Origin of the sequence: Gilliamella sp. Fer1-1 (assembly GCF_001690825.1) — a bacterium.
GTDB classification, from domain to species: Bacteria; Pseudomonadota; Gammaproteobacteria; order Enterobacterales; family Orbaceae; genus Gilliamella; species Gilliamella apicola_C.
In genome coordinates this window covers 47006-72010 of the sequence record NZ_LZGX01000028.1, presented here as the reverse complement: position 1 = coordinate 72010, position 25005 = coordinate 47006, and the positions used below count along the sequence as shown (strand labels likewise).

General features: G+C 35.2%; 24 protein-coding genes and 1 tRNA gene. 11 read left to right on the top strand and 14 right to left on the bottom strand.

Annotated features, from left to right (window positions below; genetic code table 11):
* Positions 1 to 115: 115 nt before the first annotated feature.
* Positions 116 to 271, top strand: coding sequence for an integrase core domain-containing protein (locus A9G28_RS13260; RefSeq protein WP_141673618.1), 156 nt, complete (start codon positions 116 to 118; stop codon positions 269 to 271).
* Between the two features lie 51 nt (positions 272 to 322).
* On the opposite strand, the gene A9G28_RS03585 is transcribed toward A9G28_RS13260, so the two are convergent.
* From A9G28_RS03585 to A9G28_RS03555, 7 genes are all read right to left on the bottom strand, one after another.
* Positions 323 to 985 carry a class II aldolase/adducin family protein gene (locus tag A9G28_RS03585; RefSeq protein WP_065579789.1) on the bottom strand — a complete coding sequence of 221 codons (663 nt, stop codon included), beginning with the start codon at positions 983 to 985 and terminating at the stop codon, positions 323 to 325.
* 27 nt (positions 986 to 1012) lie between these two features.
* Complete coding sequence (locus A9G28_RS03580; protein WP_065579788.1) at positions 1013 to 3076, bottom strand: BglG family transcription antiterminator; 2064 nt, start codon at positions 3074 to 3076, stop codon at positions 1013 to 1015.
* 93 nt (positions 3077 to 3169) lie between these two features.
* Positions 3170 to 4555, bottom strand: coding sequence for a PTS galactitol transporter subunit IIC (locus A9G28_RS03575; protein WP_065579787.1), 1386 nt, complete (start codon positions 4553 to 4555; stop codon positions 3170 to 3172).
* 10 nt (positions 4556 to 4565) lie between these two features.
* Positions 4566 to 4844, bottom strand: a complete 279-nt coding sequence (locus A9G28_RS03570) for a PTS sugar transporter subunit IIB (protein WP_065579786.1) — start codon at positions 4842 to 4844, stop codon at positions 4566 to 4568.
* Between the two features lie 9 nt (positions 4845 to 4853).
* Positions 4854 to 5330 carry a PTS sugar transporter subunit IIA gene (locus A9G28_RS03565; RefSeq protein WP_065579785.1) on the bottom strand — a complete coding sequence of 159 codons (477 nt, stop codon included), beginning with the start codon at positions 5328 to 5330 and terminating at the stop codon, positions 4854 to 4856.
* Positions 5331 to 5893: 563 nt separating this feature from the next.
* Positions 5894 to 7249: a PFL family protein gene (locus tag A9G28_RS03560; RefSeq protein ID WP_065579784.1), complete on the bottom strand. Its 1356-nt coding sequence runs from the start codon at positions 7247 to 7249 to the stop codon at positions 5894 to 5896.
* Between the two features lie 37 nt (positions 7250 to 7286).
* Positions 7287 to 7556 (bottom strand): ACT domain-containing protein, encoded by a 270-nt coding sequence (locus A9G28_RS03555; protein WP_065566504.1) that lies wholly within the window; start codon positions 7554 to 7556, stop codon positions 7287 to 7289.
* A gap of 145 nt (positions 7557 to 7701) precedes the next feature.
* On the opposite strand from A9G28_RS03555, the gene A9G28_RS03550 reads away from it, so the two are divergent.
* Positions 7702 to 8916 carry a pyridoxal phosphate-dependent aminotransferase gene (locus tag A9G28_RS03550; RefSeq protein ID WP_065566505.1) on the top strand — a complete coding sequence of 405 codons (1215 nt, stop codon included), beginning with the start codon at positions 7702 to 7704 and terminating at the stop codon, positions 8914 to 8916.
* A gap of 138 nt (positions 8917 to 9054) precedes the next feature.
* On the opposite strand, the gene A9G28_RS03545 is transcribed toward A9G28_RS03550, so the two are convergent.
* Complete coding sequence (locus tag A9G28_RS03545; protein WP_065566506.1) at positions 9055 to 9813, bottom strand: M48 family metallopeptidase; 759 nt, start codon at positions 9811 to 9813, stop codon at positions 9055 to 9057.
* A gap of 156 nt (positions 9814 to 9969) precedes the next feature.
* Between A9G28_RS03545 and queA the strand changes: the two genes are divergently transcribed.
* Entirely contained in the window at positions 9970 to 10998 is a 1029-nt protein-coding gene (gene queA, locus A9G28_RS03540) for a tRNA preQ1(34) S-adenosylmethionine ribosyltransferase-isomerase QueA (RefSeq protein ID WP_065579783.1), read from the top strand.
* 108 nt (positions 10999 to 11106) lie between these two features.
* Here queA and A9G28_RS03535 read toward each other — a convergent pair whose 3' ends face one another.
* Entirely contained in the window at positions 11107 to 11784 is a 678-nt protein-coding gene (locus A9G28_RS03535; RefSeq protein ID WP_141673619.1) for a M48 family metalloprotease, read from the bottom strand.
* A gap of 138 nt (positions 11785 to 11922) precedes the next feature.
* On the opposite strand from A9G28_RS03535, the gene tgt reads away from it, so the two are divergent.
* The gene (gene tgt / locus A9G28_RS03530) at positions 11923 to 13059 is read left to right on the top strand and encodes a tRNA guanosine(34) transglycosylase Tgt (RefSeq protein ID WP_065566509.1); all 1137 of its coding nucleotides are present in this window, start codon (positions 11923 to 11925) and stop codon (positions 13057 to 13059) included.
* An 83-nt stretch (positions 13060 to 13142) separates the two neighbouring features.
* Positions 13143 to 13219, top strand: a tRNA-Pro gene (locus tag A9G28_RS03525).
* A 618-nt stretch (positions 13220 to 13837) separates the two neighbouring features.
* Here A9G28_RS03525 and A9G28_RS03520 read toward each other — a convergent pair.
* Positions 13838 to 14869 (bottom strand): LacI family DNA-binding transcriptional regulator, encoded by a 1032-nt coding sequence (locus tag A9G28_RS03520; protein WP_065566510.1) that lies wholly within the window; start codon positions 14867 to 14869, stop codon positions 13838 to 13840.
* 316 nt (positions 14870 to 15185) lie between these two features.
* On the opposite strand from A9G28_RS03520, the gene A9G28_RS03515 reads away from it, so the two are divergent.
* Genes A9G28_RS03515 through A9G28_RS03505 form a run of 3 tightly spaced genes read left to right on the top strand, consistent with a single transcriptional unit; the run spans position 15186 to position 17315 of the window.
* The gene (locus tag A9G28_RS03515) at positions 15186 to 15629 is read left to right on the top strand and encodes a PTS sugar transporter subunit IIA (RefSeq protein ID WP_065566511.1); all 444 of its coding nucleotides are present in this window, start codon (positions 15186 to 15188) and stop codon (positions 15627 to 15629) included.
* A 32-nt stretch (positions 15630 to 15661) separates the two neighbouring features.
* Complete coding sequence (locus A9G28_RS03510) at positions 15662 to 15934, top strand: PTS sugar transporter subunit IIB (RefSeq protein ID WP_065566512.1); 273 nt, start codon at positions 15662 to 15664, stop codon at positions 15932 to 15934.
* A 19-nt stretch (positions 15935 to 15953) separates the two neighbouring features.
* Entirely contained in the window at positions 15954 to 17315 is a 1362-nt protein-coding gene (locus A9G28_RS03505) for a PTS ascorbate transporter subunit IIC (protein WP_065579782.1), read from the top strand.
* 252 nt (positions 17316 to 17567) lie between these two features.
* Here the strand turns inward: A9G28_RS03505 and A9G28_RS03500 are convergent, their stop codons facing one another.
* Both A9G28_RS03500 and adhP read right to left on the bottom strand, forming a co-directional pair.
* Positions 17568 to 19016 carry an APC family permease gene (locus A9G28_RS03500; RefSeq protein WP_065579781.1) on the bottom strand — a complete coding sequence of 483 codons (1449 nt, stop codon included), beginning with the start codon at positions 19014 to 19016 and terminating at the stop codon, positions 17568 to 17570.
* A 176-nt stretch (positions 19017 to 19192) separates the two neighbouring features.
* Positions 19193 to 20221 (bottom strand): alcohol dehydrogenase AdhP, encoded by a 1029-nt coding sequence (gene adhP / locus A9G28_RS03495; RefSeq protein WP_065579780.1) that lies wholly within the window; start codon positions 20219 to 20221, stop codon positions 19193 to 19195.
* Positions 20222 to 20632: 411 nt separating this feature from the next.
* Here adhP and A9G28_RS03490 point away from each other — a divergent pair, with 411 nt between their 5' ends.
* Complete coding sequence (locus tag A9G28_RS03490) at positions 20633 to 21673, top strand: tagatose 1,6-diphosphate aldolase (RefSeq protein ID WP_065579779.1); 1041 nt, start codon at positions 20633 to 20635, stop codon at positions 21671 to 21673.
* Positions 21674 to 21873: 200 nt separating this feature from the next.
* Here the strand turns inward: A9G28_RS03490 and grxB are convergent, their stop codons facing one another.
* Both grxB and A9G28_RS03480 read right to left on the bottom strand, forming a co-directional pair.
* A complete protein-coding gene (gene grxB / locus A9G28_RS03485; RefSeq protein ID WP_065579778.1) occupies positions 21874 to 22524 on the bottom strand; it encodes a glutaredoxin 2 in 651 nt (216 codons plus the stop codon).
* Positions 22505 to 23149 carry a Pr6Pr family membrane protein gene (locus A9G28_RS03480; protein ID WP_065579777.1) on the bottom strand — a complete coding sequence of 215 codons (645 nt, stop codon included), beginning with the start codon at positions 23147 to 23149 and terminating at the stop codon, positions 22505 to 22507. Before A9G28_RS03480 ends, grxB begins: the two co-directional genes overlap by 20 nt.
* A 170-nt stretch (positions 23150 to 23319) precedes the next feature.
* Between A9G28_RS03480 and xerD the strand changes: the two genes are divergently transcribed.
* Positions 23320 to 24234: a site-specific tyrosine recombinase XerD gene (xerD, locus tag A9G28_RS03475; RefSeq protein ID WP_065566519.1), complete on the top strand. Its 915-nt coding sequence runs from the start codon at positions 23320 to 23322 to the stop codon at positions 24232 to 24234.
* 25 nt (positions 24235 to 24259) lie between these two features.
* Positions 24260 to 24958 (top strand): bifunctional protein-disulfide isomerase/oxidoreductase DsbC, encoded by a 699-nt coding sequence (gene dsbC, locus A9G28_RS03470; protein ID WP_065579776.1) that lies wholly within the window; start codon positions 24260 to 24262, stop codon positions 24956 to 24958.
* Positions 24959 to 25005 lie beyond the last annotated feature (47 nt).

Sequence of the window (25005 nt, the reverse complement as noted above, 5' to 3'; positions counted from 1 at the left end):
GAACACTTATTTGTTAAAACGTCCCATAGCCATCGTATTAATCAAAAATTCACCAAACCCGCCTGCCCACAAACGAATGGGAAAGCCGAAAGAGTGATACGAACTTTGAATTGCGATGTGGTATAATCAGCATATATTTAGCGATTCACAAGATAGAAAACAAAAACTGAAACGCTTTATTAATTTTTATAATACCGTTAAACCGCATAAAGCGATTTCAGGGAAAACGCCTTATGAGTTTTTAGAGGATTATTTTAACCATGAAGTGTAAACAACTCGGCGTTTTCCTACAATTAACGTATTAAAATAAATAGACTAAAAATTATTTTTTAAATTTAATTTGTGAAGGATAGGCCCAACGCTGTAACTCCTCTGACGGAAATCCACCCGGATCTTTACCGCCATTAATCAGTAAAGCGTGATAGTATATTTCAGCCATTTCTTCAATATATGCAGCTTTTAATACAGCTTCATAAGGATCTTTGTCTACGGCAATAGCACCATGCTTTTCCATTAAAATGGCATCAGCTCGTTTTATGGGTTCTATAACGCTATTTGAAAGGTCTGGTGTACCCGGTCGCCCATAGGGTGCAACAGGGATCACACCATCTTTTAAATTAAGAATTGCACACTCATAAACAACGGCTGGAATAGGTTTTGCTAATACAGCAAATGATGTTGCAAAAATAGAATGCGTGTGTGAAATAGCAAAAACATCTGGACGAGCTTTATAAATTGCAAGATGCATTAAACACTCACTGGTTGGTCTCAATCCTGAATCGGCTTCAATAACGTTAGCATCAAGATCCATCACAACAATATCCCGAATTGTTAACAACTTTTTATCAATTGTTGTTGGCGTGACAAGAACATATCCTGACTCTTTATCACGAACGCTAGAATTACCTGCTTTATGTTTACAAAGTCCCCACTCACTCGATGTTTTAGCCATGTCGACCACATATTGTTTTTGTATCTCTAACATTGTGTAACTCCTATTTTGACAAGATATTCATTGATAATTGGCAAACAACTCCCAAATTTCATTGCTATTTTTGGCATTTCGTATGCGCGTTGCGCCTTCGTGAAATTCTAATAATTCATTTAATTGGGCAAGTGCTTTAAGGTGTTTTTGTGGATTATTTGTTGCTAAAACAACAATTAAATCCGCTTGCATATAACCACAAATAGTGATTCTTTCTGATAGTTTAAGTAAAGACATAGCGACTTTATTTACACCATCATCAATGCCAGCATGGGCAATAATTAACCCATCGACTAGCATAATGTAAGGTTGCTCAAATTGGATTTTATTCACCATTCTTTCAAGATAATCACTTTCTATGGATTGGTTGTTTAACAATGGCTGTGCGGCTAATGCCAATGCGTCCTCCCATGCTATATTCACTTTTTCTATAATGTTGATATGTTCTTTTTGCATTAAGTCGGCTAATGAGGGGATTTCTTGTTGTGTTATTAGTACGGGGTTATCATTCATTTCATCGTTATAAAGATATGCAGTTAACTCCTTTTGCAGTGCTTTTTGATCTTTGATATTGCTATATTTTTCAATAATAAACATCAGCTCATCAACTTGAATAATGCTAGGATCAATACCTTGTAAAGTGCCAATCACTTGATGACGAAAAGCATTTTTATGAAAATTATTCAGTGAAGGATTAACAATAAATAACAATTTATCGGTAGATAAATGTGAGGTAGAAAAAACAATATCATAATAATGATGATATTTTTCAAACTCACGTTTAGACATGGCATCAGAAAAATGTAATTCAGGAAGCAATACTTGTAAAGTCAGGTAAAGATAAGTTGAGACAGTTGCACTATTTTCGCAAACAAAAATTGCGATCTTCTTTGTTTTAATTCGGTTGATCAAACCTTCTCGAGTTAACCAACCGCCCAAAAGTACAGTAATAAAAGCGACTTCTTCATCTGGCATATTACAATGCAATATTTTTTCAAAAGGGGAAATCGCTTTTCGTACCATTTCATGTAAGTGACCAAACTCTTGCAATACAATGTCATATACACTGTTGATATTAGAAATATGATATCGAATACGATAATAAGCAGGTTTCCAATGCTGATAAATGCGTTCAATCAGTTCGCTCTTATCTTTAAAGGTGATACAACTAATCTGTTCAAAATTAGCAATAACCTCAACAACACTTTCTAATAGCACCGCATCTAAATGGAAATATTTATCGGATAGAGTTTGTATATTAGAGCTTTGCACTAATACCATTAAAAAAATTTGCTCATTAAGATCAGTAATACCAAATTTTTCAATGAGCTTTTTCAATAATTGAAAATCACGACCATTTGCAACTTCAGTATAATTTTCTGGCAAAAGCGCAATTTTTTTATCGGTTTCTATGCGCTGTAACATAAAACAAATAAAGTAAGTTAGCTCTTGCAACTGCTCATCAGTAAAAACAATTTTTAATTTCTTTTCTATTTCGCTAAATACCTGTCCTACTTGTTCTAAGCGGCCTTGGGTAATAATCTCATTTTCTCTAAAAATTTTGTCAGCTATTGGCATACTAATAATTCGACGAATTAATTTTAGCAACAAATAACGTTTGTCAATTTCATTACCGATAATACGATAACCATTCTCGCGGTCATAATTGATTTGTAAATGATATTGAACAATCATTGCTTGTACTTTTTTGATATCATTGATAACGGTGTTTTGACTGACAGTAAGCGATGAAGAAAGATGTATTAACGACATCCTTTCCGTTCTAATTAACAGAAAAAAGAGTAGTAAATGAACTCGTTCATCTTCAGAATAAATATAACGTCCAATAGCAAGCGATACAGGCTCATCCCTAAAGGTTTCGATCACTAATTTAGGAACACTAAACTTACCAGTTTTAAATCGTTTAATTAATTCAAGATTAGATGATTCAAGAAAGTCATTAATTTTCTTAATGGTATAACTAAGCTGTTTACGAGTTAACCCAAATTCAGATTGAAGCTCAACGCCACTCATATTTGGATTATGAATTAATGCTTTTAAAACAGCATGAATTCGCTTATCGACAACCATATAATAATTACCTTATTGTTCGTTGTCTGATGGTAACTAACCTTACCACCAGATTTACTGCAAAATATGTTCAACGAATACTTTAGAACTCATTTATTCATTATTTTTTTCTGCTATATCCTGCATAGCCTCTTTACGCAGTTCACGGGCATAAAAGCAATACCCCACACACCAATAAACAGCAAAAAATAATGGAGCAAAATAACCTTTTAAGCATTGCCAAATAAATGAAAATGCATAAGTAAAAATAGGCGCATCAATTGAACTATTTGAAATTAGCTGATTAGCTGGGATATCAATAGCCTTAGTTGTTAATCCTAAATCGGTAATAATCGGTGCAAATTGAGTTCCAACAAATAAGAAGAATGGCACACCAATGATGGCTAAAATCACCATTCTTAATGTGTTTCCTTTAGTTAAAATATATGCAGGAACAATAAGTGCCAAATTGATAATGCCAGCAAAAGGGAGAAGCTTGTTACCAGGTAAAATAACAGCCCAAATTAAGGTAAAAGGAATAGCTGCGATAACTGTAAACCAAATCTCACTTGAACCACCCATAAATGGCCAATCCAAGCCAACAAATAATTTACGTCCAGCAAAGCGTTTATTCATATATTCACTAATTGCTTCAGAAATTGGCGATAATGCCTGCATAAATAACTTAGAGATCATTGGAAATAACATAAGCGCTGTAGCGGCTTGCACACCCAGCATTAGGATAGCAGCAAGATCATAACCAGCAATAAGTCCGAAAGTGACACCTAATAAAAAACCAATTACATGATTTTCAGCAAAAATACCAATTTTTGAGCGTAATGTCGCTGCATCCATTGGTTTATTTAAAATAGGTATTTTGCGAAGGAGTAGATCAAAAGGATAATAAATCGCACTGAAAAATAACATTCTATGAGTACAAGTTACCCCCGGAATGCCCGTTAGTTTTTCAATTCGATGTTGGTTAATATCCCCCGAATTAAGCTCTAATATGATCTGCAAAGTAGCAATAATAAAGGCAAGAGGCAAAGCCACAACAGCACCTAAAATTGGGGTAGCGACAGCAACCACAATAAATGCGGTAAAAATTTTTCCCCACACATTCCATAAGTCTGCGTTAAAGGTATCAGTCTTTTTTAGTACCAACATTAAAATATTGACACCTACTTGCAAAGGAAACATAAGAAAAGCATATGGCCAAGCCCAAGATACGTTCGCCATAGTTGTCCAACCGCCATCGATAATACTCAATTCAATCCCTGTTCGCTCCATCATAGTTTGCGCAGCTAAGCCAATAGCACCCACCATAAAACCAATCAACATACTCATACCAACAAATGCCACACCTAGCGTAATGGCAGCCGAAGCGCCATCTCTAAATTTCATGCGTACAATTAAACCCGCAATGAGCATAATGAATGGTACAAAAACTGGCGCACCTAAATTCAAAATATAATTTATAATTGTTCCTAAAAATTCCATATTTGTACTCCTATTTACAGGCATCAATTATTTTTTGTAGCTCTGCTTCCATATTTATTCCTGTTAGAAACGCAATACCATTGATGACAGGAATAGGGTACTGTTTTTCAATTTTAGTTATCGCTATATAAGCAGCACTATTTTTAATGTGAGTATCGACAGATTTCAGATCTACAACTTCTACTTTTATCTCATCAAGTTTCCGTTCTTTTAATAAACGAGTCACCTTGCTGGCGACGGTTTGTGATGTGGCCACTCCGCTGCCACATGCAACAATAACTTTTTTCATAAAGCCTCCTTATAAATTGATATTGGATGTCAATAGTGTAAAAATTTCATGTTCAGTTTTTGCGTGATAAAGTTCTTCTAAAAAACGCGAATTCACAAAGCAGGACATCAATTTTTGCAATAAATCAATATGCCCATCCTTTTGATTAAACCCTAGCAAAAACACAAAGTTAGCCTTTAACAAATGGTCATTATTTGCCATTTCACGCCATGGAATAGTTCCTTTGGATCGAGTAAAAAAGATAAACGGTCTAATAACATGTTCGACATCAGTATGCGGCATCGCAACCACATAAGGCTCAGTTGGTAATGCGGTAGGAAATGAAGACTCTCTTTGTTTAATTGCATCTAAAAAGGAATGATTCACATAACCACCACTTTTTAAAATAGGAAAAGTAAAATCGAAAAATTGATTTGTATCTTGAAAGTCTTTATCTAAAAGAATCAAATCTTCAAAAAACATTTGGTCGTTAGATTCATTTCCCATTTCATCCTCCCTCATTATGTGATTAGCAAACATCTAAAATATTGCGTATTTGCTATTGCTCGAATTAAAGCAGCATTAATTTAATATCATCAATTGTAGGGAATTAAGATAAAAGAGACGAATGGATTTGATGCCAAATAATATCCATGAAATTGCGCATCATAGGGAGAGTTCAATAGCCACGATTTGTTAAAAAATAGCTCGCCGCAAACGGTAAAAAAATTTTTAGATAATGGATTTATTGCAAGGCTAATTAAAGCCTTTGGATATTAATGATAATCGCTATATCTTAACTGTTAATAGGCGTGGAGCATCAGGTGGCGAATAAAAGCTTAACCTTACGGTAAAGCGTAAAGAGCGTATTGCTAAACGAAGCGCTGAAATGCGCTACCATACATTCAAATTGATAGGTTGAAGGAAAAAGGAATGAATCTAGAAATAATGAAGAGGTTATTGAAGAAACGCGTTTTGCCATTGCTAAGTAAGTTTGGCATTAAAAGTTTAATACTCTGCCAGCTTTAGTGCAGGCAGAGTAGGGGTATCAATTATTTAAAATTAATCTATTAGTTTTTAAATGAATGAATTGGAGCAGGTATTCTTCCACCACGGCGAATAAAATCACATGAGCTAAAGTTATTTACTGGCATGATGGGCGCATGACCTAGTAAGCCACCAAATTCAATGTTATCGCCTACTTTTAAACCGACAGCAGGAATAATTCGAACTGCTGTTGTTTTATGATTAATCACCCCTATTGCTGCTTCATCAGCAATGATTGCCGAAATAGTTTCAGCTGGCGTATCGCCTGGAATAGCAATCATATCTAGTCCAACAGAACAAACACAAGTCATTGCTTCTAGTTTTTCAAGATTCAGAGCGCCATTATTTACCGCATCAATCATACCCGCATCTTCTGAAACAGGAATAAAGGCACCGCTTAAACCGCCCACATGACCACATGCCATGACGCCACCTTTTTTTACAGCATCATTGAGCATAGCTAATGCTGCGGTTGTACCATGAGTGCCAACTGCTTCTAGCCCCATTTCTTCTAAAATATGGGCAACTGAATCACCAATTGCAGGGGTTGGAGCTAACGATAAATCGACGATGCCAAATTTAACGCCTAAGCGCTCAGAAGCCTCTTTACCAACGAGTTGCCCCATACGAGTAATTTTAAATGCTGTTTTTTTTATGGTTTCAGCAACAACGTCAAAAGGTTGCCCTTTGACTTTTTCAAGCGCACGCTTAACAACACCTGGGCCACTCACACCCACATTGATGACGCAATCAGCTTCACCTACGCCATGAAAAGCGCCTGCCATAAATGGATTATCTTCAACGGCATTGGCAAATACAACTAACTTCGCACATGCCATACTGCTGTTATCGGCAGTTAATTGTGCTGCTTGTTTAATAATATGCCCCATTTGCTTAACTGCATCCATATTGATTCCTGTTTGTGTAGAACCAACATTCACTGATGCGCAAACGCGTTCTGTTTGTGCAAGTGCTTGTGGAATTGAATTAATTAAAATTTCATCACCTTTGTGATAACCTTTTTGTACCAGAGCCGAAAATCCGCCAATAAAGTTAACACCAACAGCTTTAGCGGCTTCATCAAGTGTTTTGGCAAATGCAACATAATCTTTATCATCGCTTGCACTAGCAATTAACGATATGGGTGTGACAGAAATACGCTTATTGATAATTGGAATGCCAAATTCTGAGGTAATCTCCTCACCGACTTTTACCAAATGTTTAGCTAACAGCGTAATTTTGTTATAAATTTTTTGACGTGCTTTCTCGCCATCGCTATCAATACAATCAAGGAGAGAAATACCCATGGTTATTGTGCGAATATCAAGCTTTTCTTCCTCAATCATTTTAATGGTTTCGAGGATCTGTTTTGTTTCCATTAGTACTATCCTTTTATACAAAAATAGAGAATTGATATTACAAACGATGCATAGCATCAAAAATTTCTTCTCGTTGAATGTTGACTTTAACTTTTAGTTTTTCACCGGTTTGCGTCAATGTCGTTTTTACCTCATCAAAGGCCACATTGATTTTAGATAAGTCAAGCAACATAATCATCGTAAAATACTCATCCATAATTGTTTGGCTGACATCCAAAATATTAATATCTAATTCATATAATTTCTGACTAATACCGGCAATAATGCCGGTTTGATCTTTACCAATGACGGTTAAAATGGTTTTCATAACTCTCTCCGCACAAAATTCAGACAGTTAAATAATATTTATTGAGCTAGTTATAATAGCATCTTCAAAAATTATCTAAATAGGAGTAGATTGTTTTTTTCATTACATTAAAAAACGATCACAATAAAAAAGAAAGGGCGATATTATGGTAAATTTCCAAAAATCAAACAAATTGGATCACGTTTGTTACGATATTCGTGGACCAATTCTTGAGCATGCTAAAAGGCTAGAAGAAGAAGGTCAAACAATCCTTAAACTTAATATTGGAAATCCCGCTCCTTTTGGCTTTGCAGCTCCTGATGAATTGTTAGTTGATGTCATTAGAAATTTACCTTCTTCACAAGGATATTGTGACTCAAAAGGCCTTTACTCTGCTCGCAAAGCAATTATGCAACATTATCAAGCCAGAGGTATTAACAGTTTAGATGTTGAAGATATTTACATTGGCAACGGCGTATCGGAATTAATCGTCCAGTCTATGCAAGCATTGCTTAATAGTGGTGATGAAATTCTGGTACCTATGCCTGACTATCCACTATGGACTGCGGCAGTGAGTTTATCGGGCGGAAATGCGGTTCATTACTTGTGCGATGAAGAAGCAAATTGGTCACCAGATTTAGATGATATCAAACAAAAAATTACACCTAGAACAAAAGGCATTGTAATTATCAATCCCAATAACCCAACTGGTGCTGTTTATAGTAAAGAAATATTGCTTGAGGTTGCTGAAATCGCCCGTCAAAATAATCTGATTATTTTCGCTGATGAAATTTACGACAAAATTTTATATGATGATGCCGTACATCATTCAATTGCTGCATTGGCGCCTGATTTATTTGTTATTACGATGAGCGGTTTATCAAAAACATATCGAGTTGCGGGATTTAGACAAGGATGGATGGCACTTTGTGGTCCTAAGCATCACGTAAAAGGCTATATTGAAGGTCTAAATATGCTTGCTTCCATGCGCTTATGCGCCAATGTACCATTACAACATGCGATTCAAGGGGCTCTTGGTGGGTATCAAAGTATCAATGAATTTATTGTGCCAGGTGGTCGCTTATATGAGCAATGTATGTTGGCGTGGCGCCTACTGAACGATATTCCGGGTGTTTCATGTACTAAGCCACAAGGTGCTTTGTATTTATTTCCCAAATTAGATCAGAAAAAATTTAACATCCATAATGATCAAAAATTGGTATTAGACTTTTTGTTACAGGAAAAAGTGTTACTTGTACAAGGAACCGGTTTTAATTGGCATAAGCCAGATCACGTTAGAATTGTTGCTTTACCATATTTAGGCGACCTTGAAGATGCAATTGGACGATTTGCTAAATTCTTATCTTCTTATAAACAATAAAAAAGTCATTGTTAAACCTTTGCTTGTTGGTTGATGGATTTTACAATAAATTCATCACCAAATTATTGCTATCAAAAACAATCAATTAGATATAAAAAAAGCGCCATGGATGACGCTTTCATAATGCAATCACAGAACTTATTTTTTTAACTCTGCAAGTTTTTTACGAATATTATCTGCACGCGCTGTTGAAGACGGATGGCTACTTAAGATTGAAGCATCACCACCACCTAACTTATCAAATGCAGTTGCAAGACCAGCTGGATTGATTTTCTTCTTAACTAAATAATCGAAAGAATAGTTATCCGCATCTTGTTCTTGTTTTTGTGAGAACTGAGCATTAATCACTGCTGATGCTAAAGCACCTAATTTAGATTTAGATAATGAAGCTATTTTTGCATTACCTGATGATGCTGCTGCATCAAGTGCCATTTCTGTTGCATAAGCCACTTGTATAGCTTTTTTACTATGACCTAAAGCAACGTGACCTAATTCGTGACCTAAAACACCTTGAATTTCGTTATCAGTCATCATGTCCATTAAACCACTGTAAACACGAACACAACCATTAGCCATTGCCCATGCATTAACATCTTTTGTGATGTATACTTTATAGTTAATAGGTGTTCCATTTAAATTATTACCGAGTGATTTAGCGATTTTATTTAATCGTTTAGTATAAGCACTATTTTTAGGTGCAATTCTAGATTCGGCATCCATTTGAGCACATGATTGTTGACTTAATGCTTTCACATCATTATCACTTAGAGTAGCAGCTTTTAAACCTTTCATGCCAAGACTAGCTAAGTCATCTGCGCCCATGTTTTTACAACCAACTAGCGACATTGCAGCAACTAAAGGAAGTGCAACTAGCAATGTTTTTTGATGTTTTTTCATATTATTTTCCTTATATTTAAATATAACTTGTAATCGGCTAACATCTGTTAGACCGTTTGAATTTTAACGCAACTATTATAATAATCAACAAATAATTACTTGCTTAGACATAATGAGAGCTTTAGACTAATGCCTCATTTTTTGAGGAATACAATTATGCAGCTATCAGATTTTGACTTCTCGCTTCCAAAAAAGCTCATTGCCAAACACCCTTCAGCAACCAGAAGTGCATGTCGACTGCTATCTCTTGATAGTCGTACAGGTAAAATTGAAGATCAGGTATTTACTGATATTATCGATAAAATTAATCCAGGTGATTTATTGATTTTTAATAACACTAAAGTGATTCCTGCTCGTTTGTATGGGAAAAAAACATCTGGAGGTAAAATAGAAATATTAATCGAAAGATTACTAGATGGTAATCGTGCTCTTGCGCATATTAAAGCCTCAAAATCACCAAAAGAAGGAACTGAGTTAATATTAGGTGAAAATGAACACATTAATGTGACCATGATAGCCCGCCACGATGCTTTATTTGAATTACAATTCCCTGATGATGTGCTCAGTATTTTGAATAAAATTGGTCATATTCCTTTACCACCTTACATCGATCGTCCTGACAACGAACAGGATCGTGAAGTTTATCAAACAGTCTATAGTAAAGTGCCTGGCGCGGTTGCCGCACCTACAGCAGGTCTTCATTTCGATAAACCTTTATTAGAAAAATTAAAACAAAAAGGCGTTGAAATGGCTTTTGTTACTTTACATGTTGGAGCGGGAACATTTCAGCCTGTTAGAGTTGAAAATATTGAGGCACATATTATGCATTCAGAATATGCTCAAGTCCCCGATTCGGTTGTCGATGCCGTATTAGCATGCAAAGCCAGAAACAATAAAGTGATCGCAGTAGGGACTACATCGGTTCGTGCTTTAGAAAGTGCCGCACAAAAGACAGGAAAAATCGCTCCTTTTTTTGACGATACCCAAATTTTTATTTATCCAGGCTATCAGTTTAAGGTTATTGACTCACTTATCACAAATTTTCACTTACCGGAATCAACTTTGATTATGCTTGTTTCTGCTTTTGCTGGTTACGAAAATACCATGAATGCTTATCAGCATGCAGTTAAAGAAAACTATCGTTTTTTTAGCTACGGCGATGCTATGTTTATTTCGGCTTCGTGATAATAAATCTTAAAAAGCGGTTAAATAAATAGCCAAATAAAATTGAGCTAAGTGCAAACCTAGTTGGCTATTATTTAACTGATCGCACAAATAGTTATTTACCACTTTTTACCGCTTTAGCCTAGCAATAATATTCTTTATTCGTTTTATTCTTGAAGGATGTGATGTTGGTTTATTGGTTGAGTGAATAGGCAATTTGGCTAGCATGTCAACTAAACTCATCGGATCTATGTTTTTACTTATTAATAAATCAAAAGCATAGTTATCAGCTTCAATTTCATATTGTTGAGCTACGTCTTCTTTAGCAATAACAACAAGTTCGCCAATTTTATCAGTCAATTCGATATAAGGCGCTTGCTTAAACAAGCTAATAGCATGTTTAAGTGCGATATGAGCCTGCTCATGGGCAAGTACTGCCTGTAACTCATTATCATTCAATAATTTCATCAAACCACTATTTACACGTATACAACCATTAGCGGTAGACCATGCATTAGGTTCAGTATTAATATAAACTTGATAATTTATCTCAATATTATTAGCCTTGCTAGGCAGGGTTTTAGCAATTTTATTGAGTCTTTGGCTTAAAGCATGGTAATCAGGAGGAATGACTGCCCGCTTATCTGTTTCAAGGCAAGCCATCTGACTAATTGAAAAAATATCATTTTCAGATAACAATTGAATCCGATCGGAAGTAATCACTTTGGGGTAAGCTTTACTTTGAATTTGACACCCAGTGAGAAAAAACATCGACCAACCTGACAATAGTAGAATAATACGTTTCAAACGATTCAAAGCCCCTTCAAATATTGTTTATTTTAGTCAAGCAAGATAAACTAGGTCCCGCAAATTAATGATGCGATTACGCATTATAACAATAATTCGCGCCAAACTGTTTATTTGGTCGCAAGAGGTTAACAAAAAATGAAATTTGAACTAGATAATACTGACGGGTTAGCTCGTCGTGGGCGAATGAAATTCGATCGCCGTGGAGTTGAATACACTGTTGAAACCCCAGCGTTTATGCCTGTAGGCACTTATGGCACGGTAAAAGGTATGACACCAGAAGAAGTTGCTGCAACAGGTGCGCAAATATTACTCGGCAATACGTTTCACTTATGGCTAAGGCCAGGGCAAGAAATCATGCGTAAACATGGTGATTTGCACGACTTTATGCAATGGAAAGGACCTATTTTAACCGATTCAGGTGGGTTTCAAGTTTTTAGTTTAGGCGATATTCGAAAAATCAAAGAAGAAGGTGTTCATTTTCGTAATCCAATTAATGGCGATTCGATTTTCTTATCGCCTGAAATTTCAATGGAAATTCAATACGACCTGGGTTCTGATATTGTAATGATTTTTGATGAATGTGCCCCCTTTCCTGCTGATTGGGATTATGTCAAAAAATCAATGGAAATGTCTTTACGTTGGGCTAAACGCAGCCGACAACGCTTTGATGAATTAGGCAACAAAAATGCACTATTTGGTATTGTGCAGGGTGGTATTCATCAAGAATTACGGGATATTTCAATTAAAGGATTAACTGAAATAGGCTTTGACGGTTACGCGGTTGGCGGGTTAGCGGTTGGTGAACCCAAGGCTGATATGCACCGTATATTAGAAGGCACTTGCCCACAATTACCCGCTGATAAACCCCGTTATTTAATGGGGGTGGGGAAACCTGAAGATTTAGTCGAAGGCGTGCGTCGTGGTATTGACATGTTCGACTGTGTGATGCCAACCCGCAATGCCCGCAATGGTCACTTATTTGTTACCAATGGTGTGATTAAAATTCGTAATGCTAAATATAAAGATGACACAACACCACTTGATCCTCATTGTGATTGCTATACGTGTAAAAATTACACTAAATCATATCTTCATCACTTAGATAAATGTGGTGAGATTTTAGGTGCACGTTTAAATACCATTCATAATTTACGTTATTATCAACGCTTAATGGCTGAAATTCGTGAGGCGGTTGCTAACAAACGTTACGAGGATTTTGTTGTTGAATTTTATCAACGTATTGGTAAAACACCAGCACCGTTAGCAAAATAAAATCTCAAGCCTATTTTTTGCTATATATTTTTTACTATAAGTATTGACACTTTTCAGGAAGCGCAGTATTATGCGCTTCCTAACGGCGAGTAGCGCAGCTTGGTAGCGCAACTGGTTTGGGACCAGTGGGTCGGAGGTTCGAATCCTCTCTCGCCGACCATCTCCTTTCTGACATATTAAAAAATCTACTTTCCCTTTTATCGCTATAGTTTTATAAAAAGCTAGCCATTTTGATTTTGCATTTTTATTTTTACAACAAAAAATTAAATAAAATCAATGGCTTTTCTGACTGATTTTTCAGTGCAAAATGGCTTATTTTGAGGGCTGTGTGATTTTTGGCGTTTTGCTTTTTGTGGATAAAATAAGCGACTGTTATCACATTCGATTTGGGTAGGCTTTGTGCTAAATCTCTGACTTCATGCATGGCTGTCGTGGTATATTCTGGCGCTAAATCATAACCATCAGTAACCGATTAGTGATTTAGCGATTGAGGATTTTATAGTTTAAAAATCATTCAGAAAAGACATTGATTTTATTGAAGTTTTTCTGGCTATTTTCTGGATTGAAACATGAGGTGTAATTTTAAACTCGGTGAAGTGAAGAAAATAGAAAGGTAATTTATACTCGCTACTTCACACCACCACAGTTTGGGGATTGCTATGCATGCTTCATTATTTTAAGCCTTGCTAACTAGTCGATTGGATGTATATGCAAAATATCATGACAGCTAAGTATTTAATATAACCTAGGATTTAATATAACTTGGCACTCAATGCAACTAAGTACTGTTTCTTAAACGAAGTATAGGGGCGAACGTTGATAAATCTGGTTTATGGCAATGAGTTTGAGCTTTTAACTTACTTAATAGTTGCATCGCCAAATGTTCCCCTATTTTTACAGCAGGTAAGGAGACTGTTGTTAAAGGTGGAAAACTCACTTGGCAAAACTCGTTATCACCAAATCCACTCACTGCTAATTGATGTGGCACACGGATATGCCGTCGTTGGCACTCATAAAGCACACCACAGGCTAATTCATCAGTAGTGCAAATTAAGGCATCGATTTCAGGCCAATTCAATAAGATGTCAGGCAGTAATAAGCTACCTGTACTAAAATTAGCGGGCTTGGCAGCATTGATAACTCGATGGGTAGGTAGATGATAATCCAACATCGCCTTATGCCAACCATGTAAACGTTGTTGAAAGAGATAATTTTGTTGGTTGGCACACAGTAACCCAATATTTTGATAGCCTTTTTTTATTATATGTTCGGTTAGCATATACATTGCTAAACTATTATCTAACGCTATATAAAGATCTGCCGCTGTATCATATTGCTTACCAATATTCATAATAGGTATCGTTTTATTAAGATTAACATTCTCAATAATAACGTCATTTTCGACATAAAATAACAATATTGCTTCGAGATTATGGTTGTGTAAAGAATCTAACAATTTTAGTTCACGGTTATAATAATGCTCAGATTCAATAAACAATATTGTATAACCTTGTTTAATTAAATTTGCTTGTAACACATCAAGCAAAATTTGCGCAGAATGATCGTGGTTTTTGGTTGTTATAACTGCAATAACTGGGCTAGATGACGCCGAGGCTAACTGGCTAGCGGTAACATTGGGTTTATATCCTAACGCATCGATAGCAATTTGAATCTTTTTGCGAAGTTTAACAGAAACACGTTCTGGCGTGCGTAAGGCACGTGACACGGTCATAGAGCCCACACCGGCATATTTCGCTACGTCAAATAAAGTAACCTGCCCTGTATTCCTCCGTTTTTTTGCGCTTTGCATATTTCATCCTAATTGAATTTAATCTAACCGTTCGTTTAAAAAAGACTAATTTTGACAACTGCAAGCCAGTGATGAGTGACTTATCCATTAATATGAATATTGTGAGCCACCTTTTAAAACTCAATTTTTTAATAATATTATTCTATCAACATAATTATTTTTAATGAATTTATTAGAAATGTTATCTACATCACAAAATAAATAAAAATTTATGCAAATATGATAGCGCTATCACATTTCTATTATTTTAGTTGTGGCTATTTTTAATTTATATGCTAATTTTTCAATAAATTATCAGAATTTTAATGGAGAGAAAATGCTCGCTAACTATTTAACACAGCAAACTGTGAATATTGTTGATTCTGTAAATGATTGGAAAGAAGCTATACAGCTTTGCGCATCACCATTATTAGCAAACAATACGATTTCTCCTAATTATATTGAAAAAATTTTTGAATTACACGAATCACTTGGACCTTATTATGTGTTAGCGCCTGGCATTGCAATGCCACATGCCAGACCAGAGCATGGTGTAAACCAATTAGGCTTATCAATGTTATTAGTCAAACAAGGGGTAAATTTCAATTCGGCAGATAATGATCCAGTTTATTTAATTACGTTATTAGCAGCAATTGATAGTTCTAGTCATATTGAAATATTAACGCAATTGGCAACCTTATTTGGTGAATCAAATGATATGCAAGCCATTTTTAATGCTCAACATTGCGATCAGATTTTAACTGTAACCAATCGTTATTAAATTTAATTAAACTTTATAAAAGGATAAATAATATGAAAATTATGGCTGTTTGTGGTCAAGGTCTAGGTAGTAGTTTTATGGTTGAAATGAATATCAAAAAAGTGCTTAAGAAATTAAATGTTGATGCCGAAGTAACACATGCCGATCTTGCATCTATCTCACCCGATCAAGCCGATATTTTTGTTATGACCAAAGATTTAGCGGCCAGTTCGGGTATCCCGGCAGATAAATTAGTGGTACTAAGCAATATTATTGATATCAACGATCTAGAATCCAAACTTGCTGAGCATCTTGCTAAGAATTAACGACCTATGAGGTGTTGCTATGATTCAGGAAATCGTAAAATTTATTGTTGATATTTTAAAAGTACCTGCCGTATTGGTGGGTTTAATTGCCATGGTTGGGTTAATAGCCCAACATAAATCATTTGCTGATACCGTAAAAGGAACCGTGAAAACAATTTTAGGTTTTTTGGTATTAAGCGGTGGTGCAAGCGTGCTTATCAGTGCAATTACGCCACTCGGCATGATGTTTGAGCAAGCTTTTAAATTACAAGGTATTATTCCTAATAATGAAGCTATAGTTTCTATGGCATTAAATGAATATGGTGCAGCAACGGCATTAATTATGGCATTTGGTATGGTCGCTAATATCGTAGTTGCACGTTTTACACGTTTAAAATTTATCTTTTTGACAGGACATCATACCTTTTATATGGCCTGTATGATTAGTATTATTTTAACCGTTGCAGGATTTAAAGGCTGGCAACTGGTATTTACTGGATCGTTAGTGCTTGGCCTTATCATGGCTTTTTTCCCTGCTTTGGCACAACCGCATATGCGTAAAATTACGGGTAATGATGATGTCGCATTTGGCCATTTTGGTACTTTAGGTTATGTGCTAGCTGGCTGGCTTGGACAAGTTGTAGGTAAAAACTCACGCTCAACTGAAGAGATGAATTTACCTAAAAACCTAAGTTTCTTACGCGATAGCTCAATTTCAATTTCATTAACTATGATGATTATTTATCTCATTCTAGCTCTATTTGCTGGCTCTGATTATGTCGAAACTAATCTAAGTAAAGGTGATAATTATTTAGTTTATGCGATTATAGAGGCCATTACATTTGCTGCTGGTGTGTTTATCATTCTACAAGGTGTGCGATTAATTCTCGCTGAAATAGTGCCAGCATTTACAGGCTTCTCAGAAAAATTGGTACCTAATGCAAAACCCGCTCTTGATTGTCCTGTTGTCTTTCCATATGCGCCAAATGCTGTTCTCGTCGGCTTTTTATTTAGTTTTCTTGGTGGATTAATTGGATTATTTGTTTTAGGGCAATTAAATCTGGTTCTGATATTACCAGGCGTTGTTCCTCATTTCTTTTGTGGTGCAACAGCGGGGGTATTTGGTAATGCAATGGGAGGACGTCGTGGGGCAATGCTCGGAGCATTTGCTAATGGTCTATTAGTCACATTCTTGCCGGTTATGCTACTGCCTGTGCTAGGATCTTTGGGTTTTGCAAATACGACTTTCTCTGATGTCGATTTTTGCGGTGTTGGAATTATCTTAGGTAATATGGCTAAGTGGTTTAACAAAGATATCATAATGAGCATTATTATTGCTATCTTTGCTATATTGGTTATTTATAATTACATAGCTAAACCCAAAATTGATTCAAAGGATTAGTTAAAGTATCTATAGCCACTATTTATATTAGTGGCTATATAAAACACAGAAAAGGCATCTTTAAGAAAGCCCATCATTTAATTAAGCCCTATTTTACAACAAAGACATTATGGCTTAATTTTAACTTATTTTTAGTCACACTTTTCAGTTAAAAAACATCTATTGTTGCTTTTATACCGACTAAAAAACATGAGTAAGCAATTCCTTTAAATAAACCCCCTTAAATAAATCATCTAACCAGAAATAAGGTTGCTATTTACTAATTATGCTTCCATAAATAATTAATATAGCAACAACACTTATTGCTACTATAGCAATGGTATATTGTGTTTTTACACGGTACTTTTTCACCTCACCGACTGAAAGTTCGCTATGTTTGTTCTTTCGTTGATAATAATAGTACATTGGTAAACCAACTAACGTCAGCACAATTGATGCCAGCCCATTTTCTGTTTGATAAACTAGCATACCATAAATCACATAAACAGCGCCCAATATGGCTAAAATAGGGATAATTGGATAGCCAATGACTTTGTAAGATCTTGGTATATTAGGGTATTTTTTTCTGGCTATCATAACACCAACAAAGGTTAGTAAATAAAATACCCAAATCGAAAACATAGAAATTTCAGATAAACGATCGGCATCTAACAAAACCGAATATAAAAATGCAAAAATAACAAGAACTGAAATGGCATTAACAGGAGAACGGCTATCCTCATCTATTGTACTTAAATAACGTGCACCAACAATAGTTCCACGCTCTGCCATGCTAAAAATAGTACGTGATAATGTCATGATATAACCATTAATACCACCCAAAATCGAGATCATAATACCAACAGCAACTAAGTTACCTCCTGAATGCCCAAACATTCGCTGTGAAGCAACCGCGGCGGCATCGTGCCCTAATGAAACCATTTCGTTGACAGGAAAGATTTTAAAGAATGCTATATTGATACAAGCATAAACAATCACTAAAAAGATAATCCCAAAAATGATTGCTTTTGGTAATACTTTAGATGGATTATGAATTTCACCTGCAACCGATGCAACCTGTGCCCAACCATCATAAGCAAATAATGTAGCTAAGATAGCAACAGCAAAAGGCGCAAATGTTTCAATACCTTGACCACTAGCACCAAATAATGCGACTTGCCCATTGCCTTTCCAAAGACCAAATACCGCCAGTAGTAATATCGGAATCAATTTACAAGCCGTTGCAATGGTTTGTAAATATCCTGCCTCTTTGACACCAATTGCATTAATAAAGGCAATAAAGCCTAATGCTCCTGCACCTACCGCCATTTTATATGTGTCTTCAATCTCAAATAATGAGCAAAATACTGAACTAAAATAACCGACTAATGCACCAATTAACGCTGGAGAAAAGATAACTGTCATCATCCAACCATAAAGGTGAGCGATTTTAGCGCCATAGATTTTTTCTAAATAAACAAGCATGCCCCCAGTTTTTGGGAACATGACGCCTAATTCACAAAGCGTTAATCCACCACAAATGGAAATAGCACCACCAATAATCCAAGCTAATAAAGCATAATGATAATCGCCAGTAACTTCCAATACTGAAGGTGGTTTCATAAATGCACCAGCGCCTAAAACCATCCCAACAACCAGGGATAATGCAGAAACTAAACCAAGATCTTTCCGCAAGTTATTTTCTAAATTGTGATCTGACATAAAGATCCCCTTGAATCTATCAATAAGCAAAATTTGTTTATAATAGGGATTTATTTATAAAATACAAGAAGGATTAATTTTAACTCATTAAAAACACTAAAAATAAAAATGATAACATAAATAAAAAGCCAGCTAGAAGCTGACTTCTTATTCTCTAGATTACTGAAAAGTGATTTCTATTTCTTCATTTTCATATCCACAACCATACGTCCACGAATTTTACCTGCTTTCATTTCGTCGATCATATCATTGATATCTTCCAATGGTCTTTTTTCAACCATTGGTATTACTTTACCCTCAGCACTGAAACGAAATGCCTCGGCTAAATCTTCACGAGTACCAACCAGTGAACCTAAAACTTGAATACCATCAAGCACTGTTTTTGGAATACTCAAGTCCATAGTTTCCGAAGGCAAGCCTAAGGCAACAACACGTCCTAAAGGGCGTACTGAATGAATAGCCTGATTGAAAGCTGTTTTCGTCACTGAGGTCACAACAGCACCATGTACACCGCCTTCAGTGTGCGCTTTAATATAAGCACCTACATCATCCACTTTTTTAGGATTAACGACTAAATCTGCCCCCAACTTTTTACACAATTCTAATTGACTATCGCTATTACTAATTGCAACCACTTTATTGTTAAACACTTTTTTACCATACTCAATAGCCAGTGTTCCTAAACCTCCAATGCCAAATACAGCAAGCCATTGCCCCGGTTTGGTATCGGCAACTTTAATGCCTTTGTAGGTTGTAACGCCGGCGCAAGTAATACTTGTTGCCTGTGCGGGATCTAATCCTTCCGGTACTTTAACCGCATAATCTGCTTTAACAATACACTGCTCTGCCATACCGCCATCAACACTGTATCCAGAATTTAACGCATTACGACAAAATGTTTCATGACCAGAAATACAATATTCACAAGTACCACATCCAGCATGAAACCAAGCAATACTAACTCTATCACCAATTTTAAGGCTCTTTACATCAGGAGCAATTTTAGTCACTATTCCCACACCTTCATGACCAATAACTCGGCCTGGCTTTTTGCCAAAATCACCCGATGCTACATGGATATCAGTATGACAAAGACCACAATATTCAACGTCAACTAATGCTTCTCCCGCTTCTAATGGGCGAACTGGAATATCTTTAATTTCAACTTGACCATCGCATTCTTGCTTAATTACTGCTGCCTTCATTTTTTTCTCCTAAATAAATTTTAAAGTTAAAACATAATTGCTTTTCATTCTAAACGAATTATTTTTGAAAAATATGAGTGGTTTCACAATTCTATTAAATAATATTCATTGTTTAATAATTTATACTTGAACATAGCCTTTCATTGAAATTTGAAAAAAATAAATTGGTGGTGTTGTTATAAAAAGGGGTTGTTATAAACATATGCAGCATACTGATATAGGCTGAAAATAAGTCAACTATTTTTTAAAGGCGATATTTACTCAAGTGGTAACTTAAGTTCAATCATAATGTCATTAGATAACAATGGTATTGGCTTAAATTAAGGATATCGCTTTAACTAGCACAAATGATTAATAAACAACCAAAAAAAAGCAATATAATAAAAAAACTAACTAAATGGAGGCTATAAAATGGCTAGAAAATGTATTTCTCGTGGTAAATTCACACGTATGCAACAGCTATCAAACCAAGATGGCGTGATTGCTGCATTAGCGATTGATCAACGCGGTTCAATGGTTAAGATGATGGAATCTGCGGTTGGTAAAGATCGTTATCATATTGATATGGTGTATGAATTTAAGGAGCTTGTTTCTCAAGAATTAACTAAATATGTTAGCGCAATTTTGTTAGATGAAGAATATGGTTTTAAAGGCATGGCGGCAAAAAATAGCAATGCTGGATTAATCATGTCATATGAAAAAACGGGATATGATGCCAATACACCAGGTCGCCTACCCGATATTTTGCCCGAGGATTCATTACAACGCTTAATAAAAAAAGGGGCTGATGCTGCAAAAGTATTGGTTTATTATAATCCAGATGATCCTCAAGATATTTTAGATAAAAAGCACGCATTTTTAGAGCGTTTAGGTAATGAAGCAAGAGCTGCGGATATTCCTGTTTTTGTTGAACCTATTGTTTATGATAATGTGATAACCGACGATAAAAGCCCTGAATTTGCAAAAATCAAACCACAAAAAGTCATTAATACCATTAAAGAGTTTACTAAAGAACAATATTACATCGATATTTTAAAAGTCGAAGTTCCTGTACTTTTTAAAAATGTCGAAGGCTTTAACGACAACAATGTCGTGGTTTATACTCAAAAGCAAGCCGCAGATTACTTTAAACAAGCTAGCGATGCAGCAACACGACCTTTTATTTATTTAAGCGCTGGTGTGCCAACAAAAACTTTCCATCAAGAGCTCATTTTTGCCGGCGAAAATGGCGCTAAATATAGTGGCATTCTTGGCGGGCGAGCAACATGGTTTGAAGGTGTTGCAGCCTATGCAAATGGTGGAAAAGAGGGATTAAAACGTTGGTTAGATCAAACAGGCCGCGAAAATGTTGAACATCTTAACAAAATATTAAAACAATATGCTACTCCTTGGTATGATATCTATGGTGGTAAAGATAATATTGAAGTGATTGATGTTAAATTAGGTAATTAACATAATCATCTAAAATAATTAATTGCAATAAGTTATTAGCAAACTAAAAAGAGAACAGTTTTTATTCCTATTTTTACTGTTCTCTTTTACTATGATTGCAAGTTGTGTAGCGATAAATCTGTTGCTATAGTTTTATTAAGATGGTTTTACTAATATGGTTTAATATCAAATCAAAATAGCCTACCACACATAACAAATCATCAAATTGCTTTACTGAAAAATAAATCAACCTTACTGAGTTTTGCCATTGATTGAATATAGGCCTTAATCTTAGGTGGAAAAACTAGACTTTTAACACACGTCAAATTTCGTAAAACGGGGAACAAACAGATATCATCTAAAGATAATTGTCCATTACATGCTTCTGGTGAAATAATTAGCAATTCAAGTTTATTTAACACAGTTAATACCTCAGCGGCTAGTGCATCGGTTTGTGCCATACATTGATCAAATGATCCCATTTTTTCCTTTTTACTAGTAACAAAATAATCAATAGCACTTTGTGTCGCAAACTCGGCTAAACCTAATTTTATATATCGTGGACACACTAACTTATAATCATATTGCTGTAGCTGCTTTATTAGTTCAGCTATATTTGCTGATCTATCGCCAATTAAAATGGGATTGCCGCCATAATTGTTATCGACATAATCAACAATATCTAAACTTTCAGGCAGATAACTGCCATCGTCTTTCTGTAAAATCGGCACCATCTTTTCACCAATCATACGCTCTGGCGATTGAAAATCATCACTAAGCAATACCTGTAGTTCAACTGGCACGTTTTTTAAACCAAAAATCATTCTAGCTCTTACACAAAAAGGGCAATGTTCATAAATATACAGTTTCATTTTTACTCCTTAAGTAATCAATCAACCAACATAAAAAGGCAATTCCCAAAAATAATAAAAAAAACTTACTTACAGCAAATAGTGCTTGGGAATAACCAATCTTTACAACATTAATAAAAGGATATGGATACAGATTGGTATAGTAACCTCGAATAAAAATATAAACACCATAGCCAATCATTAACAATGACGCCCCCATAATGACTTTTAAATTAATTCGTCGAAATGGTCCAAAAATAAACCAGCTCAATAATCCCAAAACAGGAATAATCACATGTAAACTTTCATTCGCAATTTTCAATAATACATTAGGTGGCGGTGTATGGATGCTTCTTAACACTAGGTTATATACAATAGTCGTTATCATCACACCCGCCAATCCATTCAAACGAATAACTTTAAAACTGTATCGATGACAGTTAGGATTGATAGCTAGCCAAAAACAACTCAATGCTAACATTAAATTTGATAAAACTGTAAAGAAACTATAATAATAAATTAATCGCCCTATTGAAGATTCGGGTTGCCAAGGACGAAATTTAGTATGCCAATAAATGTAAGTTTCCATGGCAATAATAGAGATTGCAAATAGCGCAATAAAAATATTAATAGTTCGTTTTAACATAATGCCTTTTAATATAAATAGTACAAAAAACAACTAAAAGTGCAGTATATAGTAATTAATAAAAAAATCATAAACTACCTCTGTTTAAAAGATAACAAATAGACAAAATCTACAACTTATTGGCAGTTAGTATATAATGTCAGAATAAATGTAATGTAGAGATGATATTGATGTCGAATCACGACACCCCGCCCCAAAATAAAATATTAATAGAACATTTTTTAGATTCTTTATGGTTAGAAAGGAATTTAGCTGAAAATACCATTGCGTCTTATAAGTTAGATTTGCTGGCATTAAGTCAGTTTTTACAACAACAAAATGTCACATTTTTGTCTGCTCAAACAGTTAATCTACAAGCATTTTTAATGCAACGGGTGCAAGATGGGTATAAAGCAAGTAGTTCTGCAAGATTACTTAGTGCAACTAAACGTTTTTTTCAATATTTATATCAAGAAAACTATCGTGCAGATGATCCTTCAGCGGTATTATCATCCCCCAAGCTTCCCAAAAAATTACCTAAAGATTTAACCGAATCACAAGTGGAGGCATTACTTGAATCGCCAAGCATAGACGATCCGATTGAACTTCGAGATAAAGCAATGCTTGAAGTACTTTATGCAACCGGTTTACGTGTATCTGAATTAGTGAATTTAGAAATTAGTGATGTTAGCCTACGGCAAGGTGTTGTAAGAGTGATAGGTAAAGGCAATAAGGAACGTTTAGTACCGCTGGGTGAAGAAGCGGTTTATTGGCTTGAATATTATTTTAAATATGGCAGAAATGATCTTCTAAAAACAGGGCCTGTTGATGTTCTTTTTCCTAGTCGATTAGGAAAAAAAATGACACGTCAGACCTTTTGGCATAGAATTAAATATTATGCCGTATTAACAGGTATCAATATTGAAGCACTTTCACCTCATGTGCTTCGTCATGCCTTTGCAACGCATCTGCTTAATCACGGTGCTGATTTGCGTGTTGTGCAAATGTTGCTTGGGCACAGTAGTTTATCAACGACGCAAATTTATACGCATGTGGCAACTGAAAGATTAAAACAGTTACATAGTAAACATCATCCTCGAGCGTAATACTCAAAAAAATAAGGGTAATTGAATGAAAAAATTAGGTTTAGCTTTAGCTTTAATTTCAACCTCAGTATTAGCGAGTAATGCTGATATAACAAAAACTTTAAATAAGTTAGGTTACGACAATAAAGAGTTAAAAATTACTAATAGCCCAATAAAAGGGCTTAAAAGCGTTTCTACGCCTGATGGTATTTTTTATGTTACAGAAGATGGCAAATATTTAACTCAAGGTTCTATTTATAATGTTCAAGGTGACAATCTTGAAAATATTGCTAACAGTAATAACCTTAAACTAATGCAAACAATTGCAAAAGATGCCATTGTTTACAAAGCGCCTAATGAACGATATGTCATTTCTGTTTTTACTGATTACACTTGTCATTACTGTAAATTATTGCACGAAAATATTGATAAATATTTAGAAGCAGGTATTTCGGTGCACTATTTTGCCTTTCCTAGAGCAGGAGATAAAAGTGATGTTGGTAAAAATATGCAATCTATTTGGAGCATGAAAGATCGTAAAGCCGCGTTTGAAAATGCTTATAAAGGCAATAAAATTTCACCAGCTAGTAGTATGATTCCTTACGTTACCCAACAATTTAATGTTGGGAAGCGACTTGGAATTAGCGGTACACCAGCAATTATTTTACCTAATGGCGAGCTTGTTTCTGGTTATGTACCAGCAGATAAATTACTTGAAGTTTTAGATAAAAAAACAAGTAAATAACTAATTACCGCTGTTGAAATATAATATTAAACTCAATGTTAGCGCTA